Annotated in this window: 16 protein-coding genes and 3 tRNA genes; 8 read left to right on the top strand and 11 right to left on the bottom strand. The window is 70.9% G+C overall.

The features are described 5' to 3' along the window. The first annotated feature begins 226 nt into the window (after window positions 1–226). From BG418_RS26195 to BG418_RS26205, 3 genes are all read left to right on the top strand, one after another. A complete protein-coding gene (locus BG418_RS26195) occupies window positions 227–1453 on the top strand; it encodes a pyridoxal phosphate-dependent aminotransferase (RefSeq protein ID WP_188276409.1) in 1227 nt (408 codons plus the stop codon). 122 nt (window positions 1454–1575) lie between these two features. Beyond that, window positions 1576–2595 (top strand): adenosine deaminase, encoded by a 1020-nt coding sequence (locus BG418_RS26200; RefSeq protein ID WP_188276410.1) that lies wholly within the window; start codon window positions 1576–1578, stop codon window positions 2593–2595. Between the two features lie 148 nt (window positions 2596–2743). Further along, window positions 2744–3382, top strand: coding sequence for an NAD(P)-dependent oxidoreductase (locus BG418_RS26205; protein ID WP_188276411.1), 639 nt, complete (start codon window positions 2744–2746; stop codon window positions 3380–3382). An 85-nt stretch (window positions 3383–3467) separates the two neighbouring features. On the opposite strand, the gene BG418_RS26210 is transcribed toward BG418_RS26205, so the two are convergent. The 8 genes from BG418_RS26210 to BG418_RS26245 form a co-directional block, all read right to left on the bottom strand. Next, entirely contained in the window at window positions 3468–4532 is a 1065-nt protein-coding gene (locus BG418_RS26210) for a UDP-N-acetylmuramate dehydrogenase (protein ID WP_223185477.1), read from the bottom strand. Between the two features lie 113 nt (window positions 4533–4645). Then, complete coding sequence (locus tag BG418_RS26215; protein ID WP_188276413.1) at window positions 4646–6103, bottom strand: DHA2 family efflux MFS transporter permease subunit; 1458 nt, start codon at window positions 6101–6103, stop codon at window positions 4646–4648. Window positions 6104–6214: 111 nt separating this feature from the next. Next, complete coding sequence (locus tag BG418_RS26220; RefSeq protein ID WP_188276414.1) at window positions 6215–6781, bottom strand: TetR/AcrR family transcriptional regulator; 567 nt, start codon at window positions 6779–6781, stop codon at window positions 6215–6217. Between the two features lie 136 nt (window positions 6782–6917). Continuing rightward, on the bottom strand, window positions 6918–7352 hold the full coding sequence (locus tag BG418_RS26225; protein WP_188276415.1) for a MaoC family dehydratase: 435 nt from the start codon (window positions 7350–7352) through the stop codon (window positions 6918–6920). 2 nt (window positions 7353–7354) lie between these two features. Beyond that, window positions 7355–7807 carry a MaoC family dehydratase N-terminal domain-containing protein gene (locus tag BG418_RS26230; RefSeq protein WP_188276416.1) on the bottom strand — a complete coding sequence of 151 codons (453 nt, stop codon included), beginning with the start codon at window positions 7805–7807 and terminating at the stop codon, window positions 7355–7357. Between the two features lie 185 nt (window positions 7808–7992). After that, window positions 7993–8157: a 50S ribosomal protein L33 gene (gene rpmG, locus BG418_RS26235; RefSeq protein ID WP_003956487.1), complete on the bottom strand. Its 165-nt coding sequence runs from the start codon at window positions 8155–8157 to the stop codon at window positions 7993–7995. 97 nt (window positions 8158–8254) lie between these two features. Then, window positions 8255–8327 (bottom strand) — tRNA-Met (locus BG418_RS26240). Window positions 8328–8371: 44 nt separating this feature from the next. Beyond that, window positions 8372–8444 (bottom strand) — tRNA-Thr (locus BG418_RS26245). Window positions 8445–8977: 533 nt separating this feature from the next. Between BG418_RS26245 and BG418_RS26250 the strand changes: the two genes are divergently transcribed. Further along, the gene (locus BG418_RS26250; protein WP_188276417.1) at window positions 8978–10240 is read left to right on the top strand and encodes an amidohydrolase family protein; all 1263 of its coding nucleotides are present in this window, start codon (window positions 8978–8980) and stop codon (window positions 10238–10240) included. Window positions 10241–10396: 156 nt separating this feature from the next. Continuing rightward, a complete protein-coding gene (locus tag BG418_RS26255) occupies window positions 10397–11053 on the top strand; it encodes an SDR family oxidoreductase (RefSeq protein ID WP_188276418.1) in 657 nt (218 codons plus the stop codon). 161 nt (window positions 11054–11214) lie between these two features. Here BG418_RS26255 and BG418_RS26260 read toward each other — a convergent pair whose 3' ends face one another. The 3 genes from BG418_RS26260 to BG418_RS26270 form a co-directional block, all read right to left on the bottom strand. Next, window positions 11215–11913 carry an LAETG motif-containing sortase-dependent surface protein gene (locus tag BG418_RS26260; protein ID WP_188276419.1) on the bottom strand — a complete coding sequence of 233 codons (699 nt, stop codon included), beginning with the start codon at window positions 11911–11913 and terminating at the stop codon, window positions 11215–11217. A gap of 751 nt (window positions 11914–12664) precedes the next feature. Then, window positions 12665–13363, bottom strand: coding sequence for a hypothetical protein (locus tag BG418_RS26265; protein WP_188276420.1), 699 nt, complete (start codon window positions 13361–13363; stop codon window positions 12665–12667). A 259-nt stretch (window positions 13364–13622) separates the two neighbouring features. Next, window positions 13623–13704 (bottom strand) — tRNA-Tyr (locus BG418_RS26270). A 193-nt stretch (window positions 13705–13897) separates the two neighbouring features. Here BG418_RS26270 and BG418_RS26275 point away from each other — a divergent pair. The 3 genes from BG418_RS26275 (at window position 13898) to BG418_RS26285 (ending at window position 15675) form a co-directional block, all read left to right on the top strand. After that, entirely contained in the window at window positions 13898–14386 is a 489-nt protein-coding gene (locus tag BG418_RS26275; RefSeq protein ID WP_188276421.1) for a YajQ family cyclic di-GMP-binding protein, read from the top strand. 87 nt (window positions 14387–14473) lie between these two features. Next, complete coding sequence (locus tag BG418_RS26280) at window positions 14474–15019, top strand: methylated-DNA--[protein]-cysteine S-methyltransferase (protein ID WP_188276422.1); 546 nt, start codon at window positions 14474–14476, stop codon at window positions 15017–15019. Next, window positions 15016–15675, top strand: coding sequence for an alpha-ketoglutarate-dependent dioxygenase AlkB (locus BG418_RS26285; RefSeq protein ID WP_188276423.1), 660 nt, complete (start codon window positions 15016–15018; stop codon window positions 15673–15675). The genes BG418_RS26280 and BG418_RS26285 overlap by 4 nt, the downstream gene beginning before the upstream one ends. The last annotated feature ends 3 nt before the right edge of the window (window positions 15676–15678 follow it).

The following is a 15678-nucleotide window of genomic DNA, read 5'->3' on the forward strand; positions in this document are numbered from 1 at the left end:
TTGTGGCTCCCCCAACCTACCGCATCCAACCGAGTGCACCGAGTGCCCGGAGTGGATTCGATCGGCGGAGGCCAACGACAGGTGAGTGTACGTGGTCCGGCGCCCGGCGTCGAACAGATAGCTCCTGACAGCTCCGTACGGACGCGATCGACGCACTGTGCAACTGCCCCGTCCGGTCCATGAAACCCGTGTACCCCGGCCCGGACAGGTCTGCGACGATGGCCGCATGAGCGCTGCAACTCCTCCCACCGAGCGCCGGGTGTCCGCCCGTATCGGCGCGATCTCCGAGTCCGCGACCCTCGCCGTCGACGCCAAGGCCAAGGCCCTCAAGGCCGCCGGGCGTCCGGTGATCGGCTTCGGCGCCGGCGAGCCCGACTTCCCGACTCCGGACTACATCGTCGAGGCGGCCGCCGCGGCCTGCCACGACCCCAGGTACCACCGCTACTCCCCGGCCGGCGGCCTGCCCGAGCTCAAGAAGGCCATCGCCGACAAGACCCTGCGCGACTCCGGCTACGAGGTCGACCCGTCCCAGATCCTGGTGACCAACGGCGGCAAGCAGGCGATCTACGAGGCGTTCGCGGCGATCCTCGACCCGGGCGACGAGGTCATCGTCCCGGCCCCGTACTGGACCACCTACCCGGAGTCGATCCGCCTCGCGGGCGGTGTCCCGGTCGAGGTCGTCGCGGACGAGACCACCGGGTACCGGGTCTCGGTCGAGCAGCTGGAGGCGGCCCGTACGGAGAAGACGAAGGTCGTCCTCTTCGTCTCCCCGTCCAACCCGACCGGCGCGGTCTACACCCGCGCCGAGACCGAGGCCATCGGCCAGTGGGCCGTCGAGCACGGCCTGTGGGTGCTCACCGACGAGATCTACGAGCACCTCGTCTACGGGGACGCCGTCTCCGTGTCGCTGCCCGCGATCCTGCCCGAGCTGCGCGACAAGTGCATCGTGGTCAACGGCGTCGCCAAGACGTACGCGATGACCGGCTGGCGCGTCGGGTGGGTCATCGGCCCCAAGGACGTCGTCAAGGCCGCGACCAACCTCCAGTCGCACGCCACGTCCAACGTCGCCAACGTCTCCCAGGTGGCGGCCATCGCGGCGGTCTCCGGCAACCTCGACGCGGTCGCCGAGATGCGCAAGGCGTTCGACCGCCGCCGCCAGACCATGGTGAAGATGCTCAGCGAGATCGACGGCGTGATCTGCCCGACCCCCGAGGGCGCGTTCTACGCGTACCCCTCGGTGAAGGGCCTGCTCGGCAAGGAGATCCGCGGCAAGCGCCCGCAGACCTCGGTCGAGCTCGCCGCGCTCATCCTGGACGAGGTCGAGGTCGCGGTCGTCCCGGGCGAGGCCTTCGGCACGCCGGGCTACCTGCGCCTCTCGTACGCGCTCGGCGACGAGGACCTGGTCGAGGGCGTCTCCCGCATCCAGAAGCTGCTGGCCGAGGCCCGCGACTGAGTCGCTCCTTCGGCCGAACGGTCACCGACTCACGTGAGTCGGTGACCGTTCGTGCGTTCGGGCAAGGTCCCGATCGGGGAAAGGGGCTGTCGGATGTCGGTGGCGTGCGGCAAGATCCTTCAATGGAGCACGTTCGTGACGTAACTGACCTTCCGAAGGCCCATCTTCACCTGCACTTCACGGGGTCGATGCGCCCCACGACCCTGCTGGAGCTCGCCGACAAGTACGGCGTGCATCTGCCCGACGCGCTGACCAGTGGCGAGCCGCCGAAGCTGCGGGCCACCGACGAGCGGGGCTGGTTCCGCTTCCAGCGGCTCTACGACATCGCCAGGTCCTGCCTGCGCACCCCCGAGGACATCCAGCGGCTGGTCCGGGAGGCCGCCGAGGAAGACGTACGGGACGGCTGCGGCTGGCTGGAGATCCAGGTCGATCCCACCTCGTACGCGCCGATGCTGGGCGGGCTCATTCCGGCCCTTGAGGTCATCCTGGACGCGGTCGACTCGGCGTCGCGCGAGACCGGGCTCGGTATCCGCGTGGTGGTCGCCGCGAACCGGATGAAGCACCCGCTGGACGCCCGCACCCTGGCCCGGTTGGCCGTCCGCTACGCGGACCGGGGCGTGGTCGGCTTCGGGCTCTCCAACGACGAACGCCGGGGCCTGGCGCGGGACTTCGACCGCGCCTTCGCGATCGCGCGCGAGGGCGGACTGCTGGCCGCGCCGCACGGGGGCGAGCTGGCCGGCCCCGCGTCCGTGCGGGACTGCCTGGACGACCTGCACGCCTCGCGCGTGGGCCACGGCGTGCGGGCCGCCGAGGACCCCCGGCTGCTGCGGCGGCTGGCCGAGCGCGGGATCACCTGCGAGGTCTGCCCGGCCTCGAACGTGGCCCTGGGCGTCTACGAGAAACCCGAGGACGTCCCGCTGCGCAGGCTGTACGAGGCGGGTGTGCCGCTGGCGCTCGGCGCCGACGACCCGCTTCTTTTCGGCTCCCGGCTGGCCGCGCAGTACGAGATCGCCCGCCGCCACCACGCCTTCACGGACGCCGAACTGGCCGAACTGGCACGGCAGTCGGTGCGGGGGTCGGCGGCGCCGGACGAGGTGAAGACGCGGTTGCTCGCGGGCGTGGACGCCTGGCTGGCGGCGTAGACGCCCGCGCACCGGCTGTGATGTGACCGACGGCCTGTTCGGCCCGCAGACGGGCGTCCAGGCCCGGGGTGGGCAAGTGCGGGCCGTCGACGACGCGGACGCGGCACTCTGGTGGCGAGCAATCACCTACCCACCTGGGGGAGACGTCATGAAGCTCACGGTTTTCGGCGCGACGGGCAGAATCGGCCGGCAGGTCGTCGAGCAGGCGCTGGCCGCCGGACACCAGGTCACGGCGGTGGTACGGGACCCCGCACGCTGCACGCTCACCGGCCCGGGCCTCGAAATCCTCCGGGGCGACCTCTCCGACCCCGAGAGCCTGCGCCCGGCCGTGGCGGGCAGCGACGCGGTCCTCTCGGGCCTGGGCGCCAACAGACGCGCGGACGCGGCGAGCGGCATCACGGCCCGGCTGACCCGTTCGATCGTGCAGGCGATGGACGCGGAGGGGACGCGCCGCCTGCTGGTGGTCAGCGCGGGCCCGGTCGGCCCGGACGCGCCCGGCGACCCGTTCTTCGACCGCCTCTCGCTGACGCTCGTCAACGTCTTCTTCAAGGACGTCTACACCGACCTGCGCCGGATGGAGGCGGAGCTGGCGTCCTCGGCCCTGGACTGGACCTCGGTACGCCCGGTCCGCCTCGTCGACAAGCCGCTGACCGGCAAGTACCGCAAGGCCGTCGCGTCGACCCCGCGCAGCGCCCGCAGCATCGGCCGCGCCGACGTGGCCCACGCGATGCTGAGCATGATCGACGACCCGGCGACGGTGAAGCAGGGGGTGTGCGTGGCGTACTAGGAGGTCCCGCGCACCTTAAGGGGCGCGGGGAACTGCGCGACCAGCCCAAGACGGCCCGCAGCCGAACGACAACGCTTCGCCCGCCCTAAATCTCCGCGTTCACCGTCACCGGCTCGTTGACCAGCGTCACGCCGAACGCCTGCTCCACGCCCGCGACGACCTCGCGGGCGAGGGCCAGCAGGTCCTCGGTGGTGGCGCCGCCGCGGTTGGTCAGGGCGAGGGTGTGCTTGGTGGAGATTCGGGCGGGGCCGGTGCCGTAGCCCTTGGTGAACCCGGCCTTGTCGATGAGCCAGGCGGCCGAGGTCTTGGTCCGCCCGTCGCCGACGGGGAACGCGGGCGGGGCGACGTCGGCGCCGAGCCGGTCGTGCACGCGCGCGAGGAAGGCGGCGAACTCGCCCTCGCCCAGGATGGGGTTGGTGAAGAAGGACCCGGCCGACCAGGTGTCGTGGTCCTCCGGGTCGAGCACCATGCCCTTGCCGGCCCGCAGCCTGAGCACCGTCTCGCGCGCGGTGGCGGCCGGAACGCGGTCGCCCGCCTCGACGCCGAGCGCCCGCGCGGTCTCGGGGTACTTGATCGGCGCGGACAGCCCGCCCGCGTCCTCAAGATCGAACCGGACGCGCAGCACCACGTAACGCTCGGGGTGCGCCTTGAAGAGGCTGTGGCGGTACGAGAAGGCGCACGCGGAGTTGGGGAGCGTGACCGTGGCCCGCTCGACCCGGTCGTACGCGACGACCTCGCTGATCGTGGCGGAGACCTCCTGGCCGTACGCGCCCACGTTCTGGATGGGGGTGGCCCCGGCCGACCCGGGGATCCCGGCCAGGCACTCGATCCCGGCGAGCCCGGCCTCGACGGTACGGGTCACGGTGTCGGTCCAGACCTCACCGGCGGCCACTTCGAGCCGTGTGCCGTCGAGGGAGAAGCCCGTGGTGGCGATCCGCAGCGCGGTCCCGGCGAACCCCTTGTCCCCGATGAGCAGATTGCTGCCGCCGCCGACGACGAGCAGCGGCGTCCGGCTCTCGTCGGCCTCGCGTACGGCCGCGATCACCTCCTCGTCGGTCCCGGCCACAACGAGCCGGTCGGCCGGCCCGCCGAGCCGGAAGGTGGTGAGGGGAGCGAGGGGAGCGTCGTGAAGTACCTGCACGGGGTCCAGCGTACGGGGCGGGTGGTGAGGGGGTGGGTGACCGGGTCGTACGGCTCCCGTCGGCCACGCGCGCGTAAAGGGGGCGGGGGTCGCGACCCCCGCCCCCACCGAGCACTCCCCCGTCACCCCACGAGCACGTCCTCCCGAGCCGCCCCCGACGGCGCCTCCACCGCAGCCCCGGCCGTCCGGCGCGGCAGGAACATCGCGCTCGCCGCGGCCAGCGCGACCGCTCCCGCGCCCACCCACAGGGCCGGGCGCAGTCCGTCCACGAAGGCCTGGCCGGAGGTGTAGCCGCCCTGGGCCGAGAAGACCGCCGCCAGGACGGCGACGCCGAGCGAGCCGCCGACCTCCCGCAGCGCGTTGTTCGCGCCGGACGCGATGCCCTGCTCCGAGGGCCGCACGCTGGACATCACCAGGTTCGCGGCGGGCGCGAAGTACAGCGCCATCCCGGTCCCGCTGACGATCAGCGCCGGCAGCTGGGCCGTGTACGACACGCTCGTCGACATGATCATGGCGAACCAGCCGAGCCCCACGGCCTGGAGCGCGAGCCCGACCGCCACCACCGGACGTCCGCCGATCCGGTCGGAGAGGATGCCCGCGACCGGCGCGACCAGCAGCGGCATCCCGGTCCACGGCAGCATCCGCAGCCCGGCCTCGGTCGGCGAGTAGCCGAGCACGCCCTGCAGGAACTGGCTGAGCAGGAAGATCGAGCCGAACATCCCGACGTACATCAGCAGGCTGGACAGGTTGATCGCCGAGAACGCGCGGCTGCGGAAGAGCCGCATCGGCAGCAGCGGCGCCTCGGCGCGCATCCCGTGGCGGACGAAGGCGCCCAGGAGCATCGTGCCGACGACGAGCCCGGTGAGCACGGTCGGGCTGGTCCAGCCGTCGATGTTGCCCCGGATCAGGCTGTAGACGATCCCGAAGAGCCCACCGCTCGCGAGCACCGTGCCGAGGACGTCGAGCCGCGCCCCGGACCCGTACGACTCGGACAGTCGCAGCCGTGCGAGCGGGAGCGCCAGCACCCCGAGCGGAACGTTCAGCCAGAAGATCCACTGCCAGGAGAAGTGCTCGGTCAGCGCGCCGCCGATGAGCGGGCCGCTGGCGACGGCGAGGCCGTTGACGGCGCCCCATATCCCGAACGCCATCCCGCGCTTGGCGGCCGGGACCGCCGCCGTGAGCAGCGTCAGGGTGAGCGGCATCATGATCGCCGCGCCGACGCCCTGGACCGCACGCGCGGCGACCAGACCCTCGATGCCGGGCGCCAGCGCCGCGGCGGCGGACGCCCCGGTGAAGATCGTCAGGCCCGTCATGAACAGCTTCCGGCGGCCGAACCGGTCACCCAGCGCCGCGCCGAACATCAGCAGGACGGCGAAGGTGAGGGTGTACGCGCTGACCGTCCACTCCAGGTCGTCGAGCGCCCCGCCGAGGTCCTTGCGGATGGACGGCAGGGCCGTGGTGACGACGAGGTTGTCGAGCGCCGCCATGAACCCGGCGACGCTGGTGATGAGCAGGGCCCATGCCGCACTCCCGCGACGGGCCGTTCCCGTTCCCTGCTCGGACGTTCCTTGCTCGGACATCGCTTCCCCTGTTGGACGGTTGGTTAGTTATGCATTACTAACTTTCGTGGCCACGCGTGTGCGCCGGAACATCGCCACCGCGAGTCCCCCCGTGTACGGCCACCCCCGGAGCTACTTCTCCTGCGGATCCTTGATCCGCGCGGACGGATAGACATCCGCCCAGACCCGGTGCTCGGGCGGGAACCCCATCGCCACCAGGTTGTTGATGAGCATGCCGTAGGCCAGAAACGTGGTCGTGTCCTCGTAGCCCTCCAGCGGGATGCTGACGGTGTCCCACAGCTCCATCCAGTCGCGCCGAACAGCCTCGCCGAAGGTGTGGTCCCCCGCCGCCTCGGCCGCGGCGACCGCCACGTAGACCTGCATCTGCATGAGCAGCCGCTCGGGCTCGTCGGCGATGACCTGCGTGTACGCGCTCGCCATCGCGTGCACCGCCTCGTCGCCGTGCAACCCCTCGGACGCCTCGGCGAACATCTTGACCGTGTCCTCCATGCAGCGGTGCGTCGCGGCGAGGAAGATCGCGGGCTTGTTCGGGAAGAGCCTGAACAGGTACGGCTGCGAGACGCCCACGCGTTTGGCGATCGCCTCGGTGGACGTTCCGTAGTAGCCGCGGTGAGCGAACTCACTCATCGCCGCCCGAATGACGCTCTCGCGCCTCTCTTCCGCGCTCATCCTGACCATGCATTCAAAGTTAGTGGCTGATAACTAACTTCGTCAAGCGGTACGGCGGGACGAGTGCGGGCCGACTCGTACGGGACGACGGGAGCGGCCGCCGGGGTCTCCCCCGACGGCCGCTCCCGTACCGCTCGTACGCAGGTCAGGCGAGCGCGACCACCGCGCGCGACATGCCCAGGACCTTCTGGCCCGCGCACATCGCGGTGAGGTCGACCCGGACCGTACGCGCCTCGTCGTCCAGCTTGGCCGCGACCTTGGCGCTGACCTCGATGAGCGCGCCCGTGCCGTCGTTCGGCACGACGACCGGCTTGGTGAAGCGCACGCCGTACTCGACGACGGCGGCCGGGTCACCGGCCCAGTCGGTCACCACGCGGATCGCCGAGGCCATGGTGAACATGCCGTGCGCGATGACGTCCGGCAGCCCGACCTCCTTGGCGAACTTCTCGTTCCAGTGGATCGGATTGAAGTCACCCGAGGCACCGGCGTACCGGACGAGTGTGTCGCGAGTCACGGGGAAGGACTGCGCGGGCAGCTCGGTGCCGGCCTCGACGTCCTCGTAACGGATCTTTGCGGTCATCGTCACTCCCCCTCGGCCGCGCGGGACACGAGCTTGATCCAGGCGGTCACGACGTGCTCGCCCGCCTCGTCGTGGACCTCGCCGCGGATGTCCACGATGTCGTTGCCCGCGAGGGACTTCACGGCCTCGATGGTCTGGCTCACGGTGAGCCGGTCCCCCGCCCGCACCGGGCGCCGGTACGCGAACTTCTGGTCGCCGTGCACGACCCGGCTGTAGTCCAGGCCGAGCTGCGGGTCCTGGACGACGACGGCCGCCGCCTGGAACGTGATGGCGAACACAAAGGTCGGCGGCGCGATCACGTCCGGGTGCCCGAGCGCCTTGGCGGCCTCCGGGTCGGTGTACGCGGGGTTGGCGTCCCCCACGGCCTCGGCGAATTCGCGGATCTTCTCCCGGCCGACCTCGTACGGCGCGGTGGGCGGATAGGTCCGCCCCACGAAGGACTGGTCGAGCGCCATGGGCTCACAACCTCCTGCTGTCGGGACCCCGGGGGTAGGGGTGTCGGCTTGGGACATGTGCTCAGGGTGTGTGGAACGTCACCGCTGAGCAGCGAGGCTACTGGGCGGCTGCCGCAGGAACGACGAGAGGCCGCTCCCCGGAAGGGAACGGCCTCTCGTACGAGCCTGTAGTGCTAAACCCCTGATTAGCGGGTCTCGCGGTGCGCGGTGTGCGAGTTGCAGCGCGGGCAGTGCTTCTTCATCTCAAGGCGGTCCGGGTTGTTACGCCGGTTCTTCTTGGTGATGTAGTTCCGCTCCTTGCACTCCACGCAGGCCAGCGTGATCTTCGGGCGGACGTCGGTGGCAGCCACGTGAGTGCTCCTTGACGGACGGATAGACGGATGAACGCATAAAAGAGTAGCCGATCGGGAGACCGACCCCACAATCGGCTACTGGTGCTACTTGGAGTAGCGGTGACCGGACTTGAACCGGTGACACAGCGATTATGAGCCGCTTGCTCTACCGACTGAGCTACACCGCTTTGATGATCAAGTCCCCGCTTGTGGGCGGGGACCCTCTCACCAGAGCCCCAATACGGAATCGAACCGTAGACCTTCTCCTTACCATGGAGACGCTCTACCGACTGAGCTATTGGGGCGAGCGATGAAGACATTACACGGTCGGTCGCCGATCGCCCAAATCCGTTTCGCCGGGCCGCCGGAAGGGGCTGGAGGGGCCCGCCACCGGGGTGGCTTCCGCAGGGGGCGGGTGCGGCGCGCGGGGCGGATGGGGCGGCTTGTGGGGCAGGTGGGGCAGGTGGGGCGACGGGGTGAGCGGGCACCGAAGCGAGGGGCCGGCCGACGGATTCCTGCGTACGGACGCACCGCGGATCCCGCGTACGGACGCACCGCGGATCCTGCGTACGGGCGCACCTCGGGGGCGGCCTTCGGACGCGACGCGCTGACGCCCCCGGGCGGACCCCGGACGTAACCCTGAGCGCGACCCCCGGGCCACCTCTCGGCCACCCCGTTGGCCTCACTCCGCCCCACCCGTCCCGTAGGCCACTCGTGCCCACACCGGTACGACTATTTCGCTCCTCCTCGTTGCGCGAGGGGCTCGCCCCTAGGCTCGGATCACGCTGCGTGATCTTGCCCTGAAGCCCCGCGGGGCCCGAGGACCACCTGGAGCGCGATGTCCGACAGCCAGTCGCAGCCGGCGCACTCACCCGGCACCGGGGACGGCCCCGCCGAGGCCGCCGCCACGCTCCTGCTCTCCGGCGCCCGGCTCGCCGACGGCCGGACCGTGGACGTCCGGCTCGGCGGTGGCCGGATCGAGGCGGTCGGCACGGCGGGCAGCCTCGCCGCCCACTTCTCCCGGGTCGACCTGAACGGCTTCCTGCTGCTGCCCGCCCCCGCCGAGCCGCACGCGCACAGCGACACTGCGCTGACCGCGTTCGGCCCCGAGGGGCCGGTCTCGTACGCGACGGAGGACGTCCAGCGACGCGCGACCGAGGCCGCGCTGCTCCAGTTGGGCCATGGCGCGACCGCGCTGCGCTCGCACGTACGCATCGACGACGTACGGGGCTTGGAGCCGCTGGAGGCCGCGCTGCAGACCCGCAGGTCGCTGCGGGGGCTCGCCGAGCTGAGCGTGGTGGCGGTGCCCCGGCTGCTGACCGGCGTCGCGGGCGCGGACGGCCTGGCGATGCTGCGGGACGCGGTGAAGATGGGCGCGTCGGTGGTCGGCGGGTGTCCGGATCTCGACCCCGATCCCGCCGGGTACACCGAGGCGGTCCTGGAGATCGCCGCCGAGCACGGCTGCGCGGTCGACCTGCACACCGACGGGGACGACCCGGCGCGCCTGTCCCGGCTCGCAGCGATGAGCGGCGGACTGCGCCCCGGCGTGGTGATCGGCCCGTGCGCGGGCCTGTCCCGGCTGCCCCGCGAGGCAGTTGCGCGCGCGGCGGACCAACTCGCGGCGGCGGGCGTCACGGTGGTGTGCCTGCCGCAGGGCGTCTGCGGCATGACGGACCGTCAAGGCACGCCTCCCGTACGGATGTTGCGGGCGGCGGGCGTACGCGTCGCGGCGGGCAGCGGCGCCCTGCGCGACATCTCCAACCCGGTCGGCCGGGGCGACCCGCTGGAGGCCGCGTATCTGCTCGCGTCCCAGGCGGGCCTGCGCCCCGAGGACGCGTACGGCGCGGTGAGCACCGCGGCCCGGGAGGCGATGGGCCTCCCCGAGGTCCGCGTGGAGGCCGGCTTCCCGGCCGAACTCCTGGCCGTACGCGGCGAACGCATCGCGGGCGTCCTGTCCCTCGCGTACAGCCGCATCGTCATCCACCGCGGCCGGGTGGTGGCCCGCACGAGCGCGGTACGGGAGTACTGCGACTCGGCGGCGGCGGTGGCCCTGGACCTGCCTCGACAGGGGCGGGCGGACGGGGGACGTGAGGGGGCGTGACGGGGTGTGAGGGGGCGTGATGGTTGCGCGCGGGGGTGGGTGCGGGGATCGGCGAAGGCATCCGCGAGGGTGGCGCGGGGCCGGGCTCCGGGCGGCGCACCCGCGTGGCCGGTCGCGGGGACGCGCGAGGCGGCGCACCGGCGTACGGTCGTGAGCATGCGCATTGTCATCGCAGGAGGCCACGGTCAGATCGCGCTGCGCCTTGAACGGCTGCTGGCGGCGCGCGGGGACGAGGTCGCAGGCATCATCCGCAAGCCCGAGCAGGCCGACGACCTGCAGAAAGCGGGCGCCGAGCCGGTCGTACTCGACCTGGAGTCGGCGTCCGTCGACGAGGTCGCGGCGGCCCTTCAGGGCGCGGACGCGGCGGTGTTCGCGGCGGGCGCGGGCCCGGGCAGCGACGCGGCCCGCAAGGAGACGGTGGACCGCGCGGCGGCGGTCCTGTTCGCCGACGCGGCGGAGCGCGCGGGCGTACGCCGCTACATCGTCGTGTCCTCGATGGGCGCCGACCCGCGCCACGAGGGCGACGAGGTCTTCGACGCGTACCTGCGCGCCAAAGGCTCGGCCGACGAGGCGGTACGGTCCCGCCCCGGCCTCGACTGGACGATCCTGCGCCCCGGAATGCTCACCAACGACGCCGGCAAGGGCCTGGTCACCCTCGCCGCCGCGACCGGCCGGGGCCCGATCCCCCGGGACGACGTGGCCGCGACCCTGGCCGAACTCCTCGACACCCCCGCCACGGCGGGCCTGACCCTGGAACTGATCAGCGGCTCGGTCCCGGTGACGGTGGCGGTCAAGGACGTGGCGGGCAACTGAGGGAGCCGGGCGCCCGGGTTCTGCGGTCCCACGAATAGCCCGTGTTCCGCTGCTCCGGGTCTCCGCATCTCCGCAGAACAAGGGCGGCCCAAGCGCCGAGGCATCGCCCACGACGGGTTCACCAAGTGGGCAGTCCGGCTCCCGCACTTCGTGTTGCCGCGTCAGTGCTGCCCGGTACGGCGCCGAGTGGCCACGAACAGGCCCGCACCGGCAGCCAGCGCGATCGCGCTGCCACCGGCCACCCACGGGAGATGCGAACCGGCACCCGTGTCGGCGAGCTCCGAGCCGGTGTGTGCCGCGGTCGGCTGCGTAGCGGTAACGGGCTTGCCGGTCGAGCCGCCAGGGGTCTTCTCACGGCCTGCGGCGGGCTTGCTGTCGGGCTTGGCCGTCGACGGCTTGCTGATCTCAGGCTTGGGCGTCTCGGGCTTGGTGTCCGGCTTTCCGGTGTCGGGCTTTCCGGTGTCCGGCTTCTTCTCTGTAGCGGGAGAGGGCCAGAAGTAGAAGAACGGATATTCGTCGGCCTCGCGGTTCGGGTCCGGCTTGGCCACATGCGGGTAGACGAAGCCGTTCTTGCCGTCCTGGTAGATGAGGCGTGCGGCGAGCCGCAGCCGCAGTTCGACGGTCGCGCTGCCACTCTTTTCGATCGTCGGCACTTCGAGCTCGAAGTGGTTTACGGCGTAGTCGAGCGGCTGCGGGAGCGGCTGCCACGAGCCGTCCTGGGAACGGCGCTCCAGCTCGACCTCCCCCTTCTTGGGGGCCTTACCGCTGTACCCGACCGTCAGGCCCAGGACAAAGCCGGAGAGTGGGGCGTCGTCCGGGTTGGTGACGGCTATTCGGGCCTTCAGCCACTGTCCGGCCACAACCTTTTTGTCACCGGTGAAGCTGATCGGTACAACGGGGAGCTTCTTCGCTTCCGTGGGCTTCTCACCAGTCGACTGCTCAGTCGATTGAGCAGTTGACGGAGCGGCCGGAGCGCCGTTGGCCCAGGCCGGAGACGCAAGAAAAACAGTGGGAGCCAACACGGCCGCTGCGACAGCGGCTGCGGAGCGCGGGAACTTCATGTAACAGACTTTCATGCCGATTCAGCGGTACACGACCCTGACGCAACCATCGAACTCATGGTTGATTGCGGCATAAGTGAACCATTGCCGATGAATCCCTTATCCACCGGCCTGACCCACTGCGTTCACTCAAGGCAGCGCATAGCCGCTCACACCACCCAGCGCTTTGCTACCCGAAGGCCCGGGGAAGGGTTCTTCCGTGCCATCAAGTTGCCTTCCCGGGGCGGATGATGCTCTTCACTCCCACGTCCTTTTGAGCGCCATAAGTGCCGTACCCGGACGAGCGCGAACGCGGCCCCGCCCGACGACGCAGCGGCTGGAAGGCAGACGAACGGGGTCTGCTGATTCCCGCGGGACCGCGCCGACTGCTGCACCCCGTACGAACTCCACATCGGCCCGATACGGGTGTACACATGCGATGCCGAGCCGGGGTGGCCGGCCCCGCCGCGGAGAGCCGACTACGACTGAGCGGCGGCGAATTGGTCCGGGAGCCGGAAACCCAGGCCGCTCCACTGACAGTGGGGCAACAACCGCCTCCGCCGGGGATCGGTCAACTCGCCTCCGGAGCCGAGACCTTCACCGGCGGCTCGAAGTCCCGTAGCGTGACGGTGCTTTGGATGGTCGCGCCGCCACGAGGGCCGACGAACTTTTGCTCAACCCGTACGACCCGCCCCTGGTCGTCGAGCCGGACCTCGGTGTCGATCACCCCGACCCCGTCGAGGTTGCCTGCGGCGACCGCGTCCACCGGCTTCAGATCGACGGGCCGAATCCGGGCGGCCAGCAGTTGCACAGGCCCGACGCCCTCCTCGTCCGCCACCACAGGCCGGGCACCGTGGTCGACGAGCAGTTGTGCGTAGCCGCGCAGATTCTTCAAGGGGATGCCGCCCTCGGCCGTGGAAGCGTCGAACGACTCCCAGGGGCCTCCCGCGCGGCCACGAGGCGCGGGCCGGCGGTAGACGCGGGCGTCCGTCACGACCACCTCTTCGCCCCCGTACGCCTTGGTCTCCTCGTCGAACCGTCCCGTCAGCGGGGCGTTGAAGTTCGCGCGGCCCTGGCTCAGGTACACCCGTGCACCGGCCTCGGACGAAACCGTCCTCAACCGAGCCGAGTAGGGCTCCTTGCTCGCACCGGACAGGAGCTTTACGACGTCTCTGGGGGCTGCGCCCTTGGCGCCGCCCGAAGCCCCGCATCCGGAAAGCAGGAGACCGAGCGCGGCGGACGCGATGGCCACGGTTCTTCGAGTACGCATACGTGGTGCCCTCTCACCCGACCCTGGATCCGCCCTCGGGCCATGCCGCGAGGACTCTAGGCGACGCCCGCCGCAGCGACCACCATGGGGTGGCCAAGGCCCGTGCCTGGCCCGCACGCCCTGGTCAGGCCCCGGATCCGGGCCGGCAAAAGTGAGACAGGCCACTCATCTTCGACTCGGATCGAAAGATCGCACCCGGACAACGAGAAGACCCCCGCCGATCTACGTTTCCGCAGATCAACAGGGGTCTCACATCGCGTGGCGGCGCCAGGATTCGAACCTGGGTAGGCTAAGCCGACGGATTTACAGTCCGCTCCCATTGGCCACTCGGGCACACCGCCATGGGATGTCGCCGTGTGGATCACCGTTTTCGCGGTGCTCCCTGGCAACGACGTAAACGATACCTGATGCCCAGGGGTGCTTCGCCACCCGATTGATCAGCGCTTCGCGCGGGCACGGGTGGCTAGGCTTTGGGGCAGTAGGTCCGGCAGCGAGGCCGTACCCCCACGCACCCGATACAAGGAGCCACAGGACATGGCCGACTCCAGTTTCGACATCGTCTCGAAGGTCGAGCGGCAGGAGGTCGACAACGCCCTCAACCAGGCCGCGAAGGAGATCTCGCAGCGCTACGACTTCAAGAACGTGGGCGCGTCGATCGCCTGGTCCGGCGAGAAGATCCTGATGGAGGCCAACTCCGAGGACCGCGTCACCGCGATCCTCGACGTCTTCCAGTCCAAGCTGGTCAAGCGCGGGATCTCGCTCAAGGCGCTGGACGCCGGCGAGCCGCAGCTGTCCGGCAAGGAGTACAAGATCTTCGCGACCATCCAGGAGGGCATCTCCCAGGAGAACGCCAAGAAGGTCGCCAAGGTCATCCGTGACGAGGGCCCCAAGGGCGTCAAGGCCCAGGTCCAGGGCGAGGAGCTGCGCGTCACCTCCAAGAGCCGCGACAACCTCCAGGCCGTCCAGACCCTGCTCAAGGGCCAGGACTTCGACTTCGCGCTGCAGTTCGTGAACTACCGCTGACCCCTCGGACGCGCTGTCCGATTTCCGCCAGCACGGCACGGGCGGGGGTCGCAGACTCGATCTCGTACGCAAGGAAAGGAACGTGCGATGACCGTCTACGCGACCCTCGACAGCCCCCTGGGCGAACTGCTTCTCGTCGGTGAGGAAGCCCCCGCCGCCCCGGGCGGGACCGCTCTGGTCTCGCTGTCCATGCCCGGCCAGAAGGGCGGCGCCGCCGTCCGGGACGAGTGGCGGCGGGCGCCAGAGGCCTTCGAGGAGATCGTCCGCCAACTGCGGGCGTACTTCGCAGGCGAGCTGACCCGCTTCGACATCCCGTACGCGCCCGGTACGGGCACCGACTTCCAGCGGCAGGTCTGGGCGGAACTCGACGCGATCCCGTACGGGGCCACCACCTCGTACGGGGAGATCGCCCGCCGCCTCGGCGCCTCCTCGGTGAAGGTGCGCGCGATCGGCACCGCCATCGGACGCAACCCCCTGCTGGTCGTACGCCCCTGCCACCGCGTCATCGGCTCCGACGGCACCCTCAAGGGCTACGCGGGCGGGCTGGAGCGCAAGGAGCAGCTGCTGCGGCTCGAAGGCGCGCTGGCCACCGACGGCGCGGTGACGGGCGACGGCGGGCGCGCTGCCGGGTGAGCGACACGCTGTTTCCCCGGCCGCGCGCCGTCGTCGCACCCGGCGCCGTGCATGTGCCGGGGTGGCTCCCGCCGGACCGCCAGCGCGAGGTGGTGGCGGCCTGCCGGGAGTGGGCGCGCGGGCCCGTACCCATTCGGCACACCCGGCTACCGGGCGGCGGTGTCATGTCCGTGCAGACGGTGTGCGTCGGCTGGCACTGGCAGCCCTACCGGTACACCCGCACCGCCGACGACGTGAACGGCCTGCCCGTCGCCGAGTTCCCCGACTGGCTCGCCGCGCTGGGACGCGCCGCGCTGGCCGACGCGTACGACGACCCCGCCGCCGGGGACGGCTACTCCCCCGACACCGCGCTGATCAACTTCTACGACGGCGACGCGCGGATGGGCATGCACCAGGACAAGGACGAGCGGTCCGGCGCGCCCGTGGTCTCCCTCAGCATCGGCGACAGCTGCGTCTTCCGGTTCGGCAACACCGAGGACCGGGGCCGCCCCTACACCGACGTGGAGCTGGCGTCGGGCGACCTCTTCGTCTTCGGCGGCCCATCGCGCTTCGCCTATCACGGCGTACCGAAGGTCCTGCCCGGCACGGGCGGACCGGCCACCGGCCTGCCCACCGGCCGCCTCAACCTGACGCTCCGCGAGACCGGCCTGAGCTGACGG

The organism is Streptomyces sp. CBMA152 (genome assembly GCF_014596475.1).
GTDB lineage: Bacteria > Actinomycetota > Actinomycetes > Streptomycetales > Streptomycetaceae > Streptomyces.

What these genes read in the sequence shown, in the direction of transcription:
- BG418_RS26220 (WP_188276414.1), bottom strand. Translation starts at nt 6,781, where the DNA reads ATGGTCAGGATGAGCGCGGAAGAGAGGCGCGAGAGCGTCATTCGGGCG.
- BG418_RS26265 (WP_188276420.1), bottom strand. Translation starts at nt 13,363, where the DNA reads ATGCGTACTCGAAGAACCGTGGCCATCGCGTCCGCCGCGCTCGGTCTC.
- BG418_RS26255 (WP_188276418.1), top strand. Translation starts at nt 10,397, where the DNA reads ATGCGCATTGTCATCGCAGGAGGCCACGGTCAGATCGCGCTGCGCCTT.
- BG418_RS26250 (WP_188276417.1), top strand. Translation starts at nt 8,978, where the DNA reads ATGTCCGACAGCCAGTCGCAGCCGGCGCACTCACCCGGCACCGGGGAC.
- BG418_RS26205 (WP_188276411.1), top strand. Translation starts at nt 2,744, where the DNA reads ATGAAGCTCACGGTTTTCGGCGCGACGGGCAGAATCGGCCGGCAGGTC.
- BG418_RS26230 (WP_188276416.1), bottom strand. Translation starts at nt 7,807, where the DNA reads ATGGCGCTCGACCAGTCCTTCGTGGGGCGGACCTATCCGCCCACCGCG.
- BG418_RS26280 (WP_188276422.1), top strand. Translation starts at nt 14,474, where the DNA reads ATGACCGTCTACGCGACCCTCGACAGCCCCCTGGGCGAACTGCTTCTC.
- BG418_RS26215 (WP_188276413.1), bottom strand. Translation starts at nt 6,103, where the DNA reads ATGTCCGAGCAAGGAACGTCCGAGCAGGGAACGGGAACGGCCCGTCGC.
- BG418_RS26195 (WP_188276409.1), top strand. Translation starts at nt 227, where the DNA reads ATGAGCGCTGCAACTCCTCCCACCGAGCGCCGGGTGTCCGCCCGTATC.
- BG418_RS26200 (WP_188276410.1), top strand. Translation starts at nt 1,576, where the DNA reads ATGGAGCACGTTCGTGACGTAACTGACCTTCCGAAGGCCCATCTTCAC.
- BG418_RS26225 (WP_188276415.1), bottom strand. Translation starts at nt 7,352, where the DNA reads ATGACCGCAAAGATCCGTTACGAGGACGTCGAGGCCGGCACCGAGCTG.
- BG418_RS26275 (WP_188276421.1), top strand. Translation starts at nt 13,898, where the DNA reads ATGGCCGACTCCAGTTTCGACATCGTCTCGAAGGTCGAGCGGCAGGAG.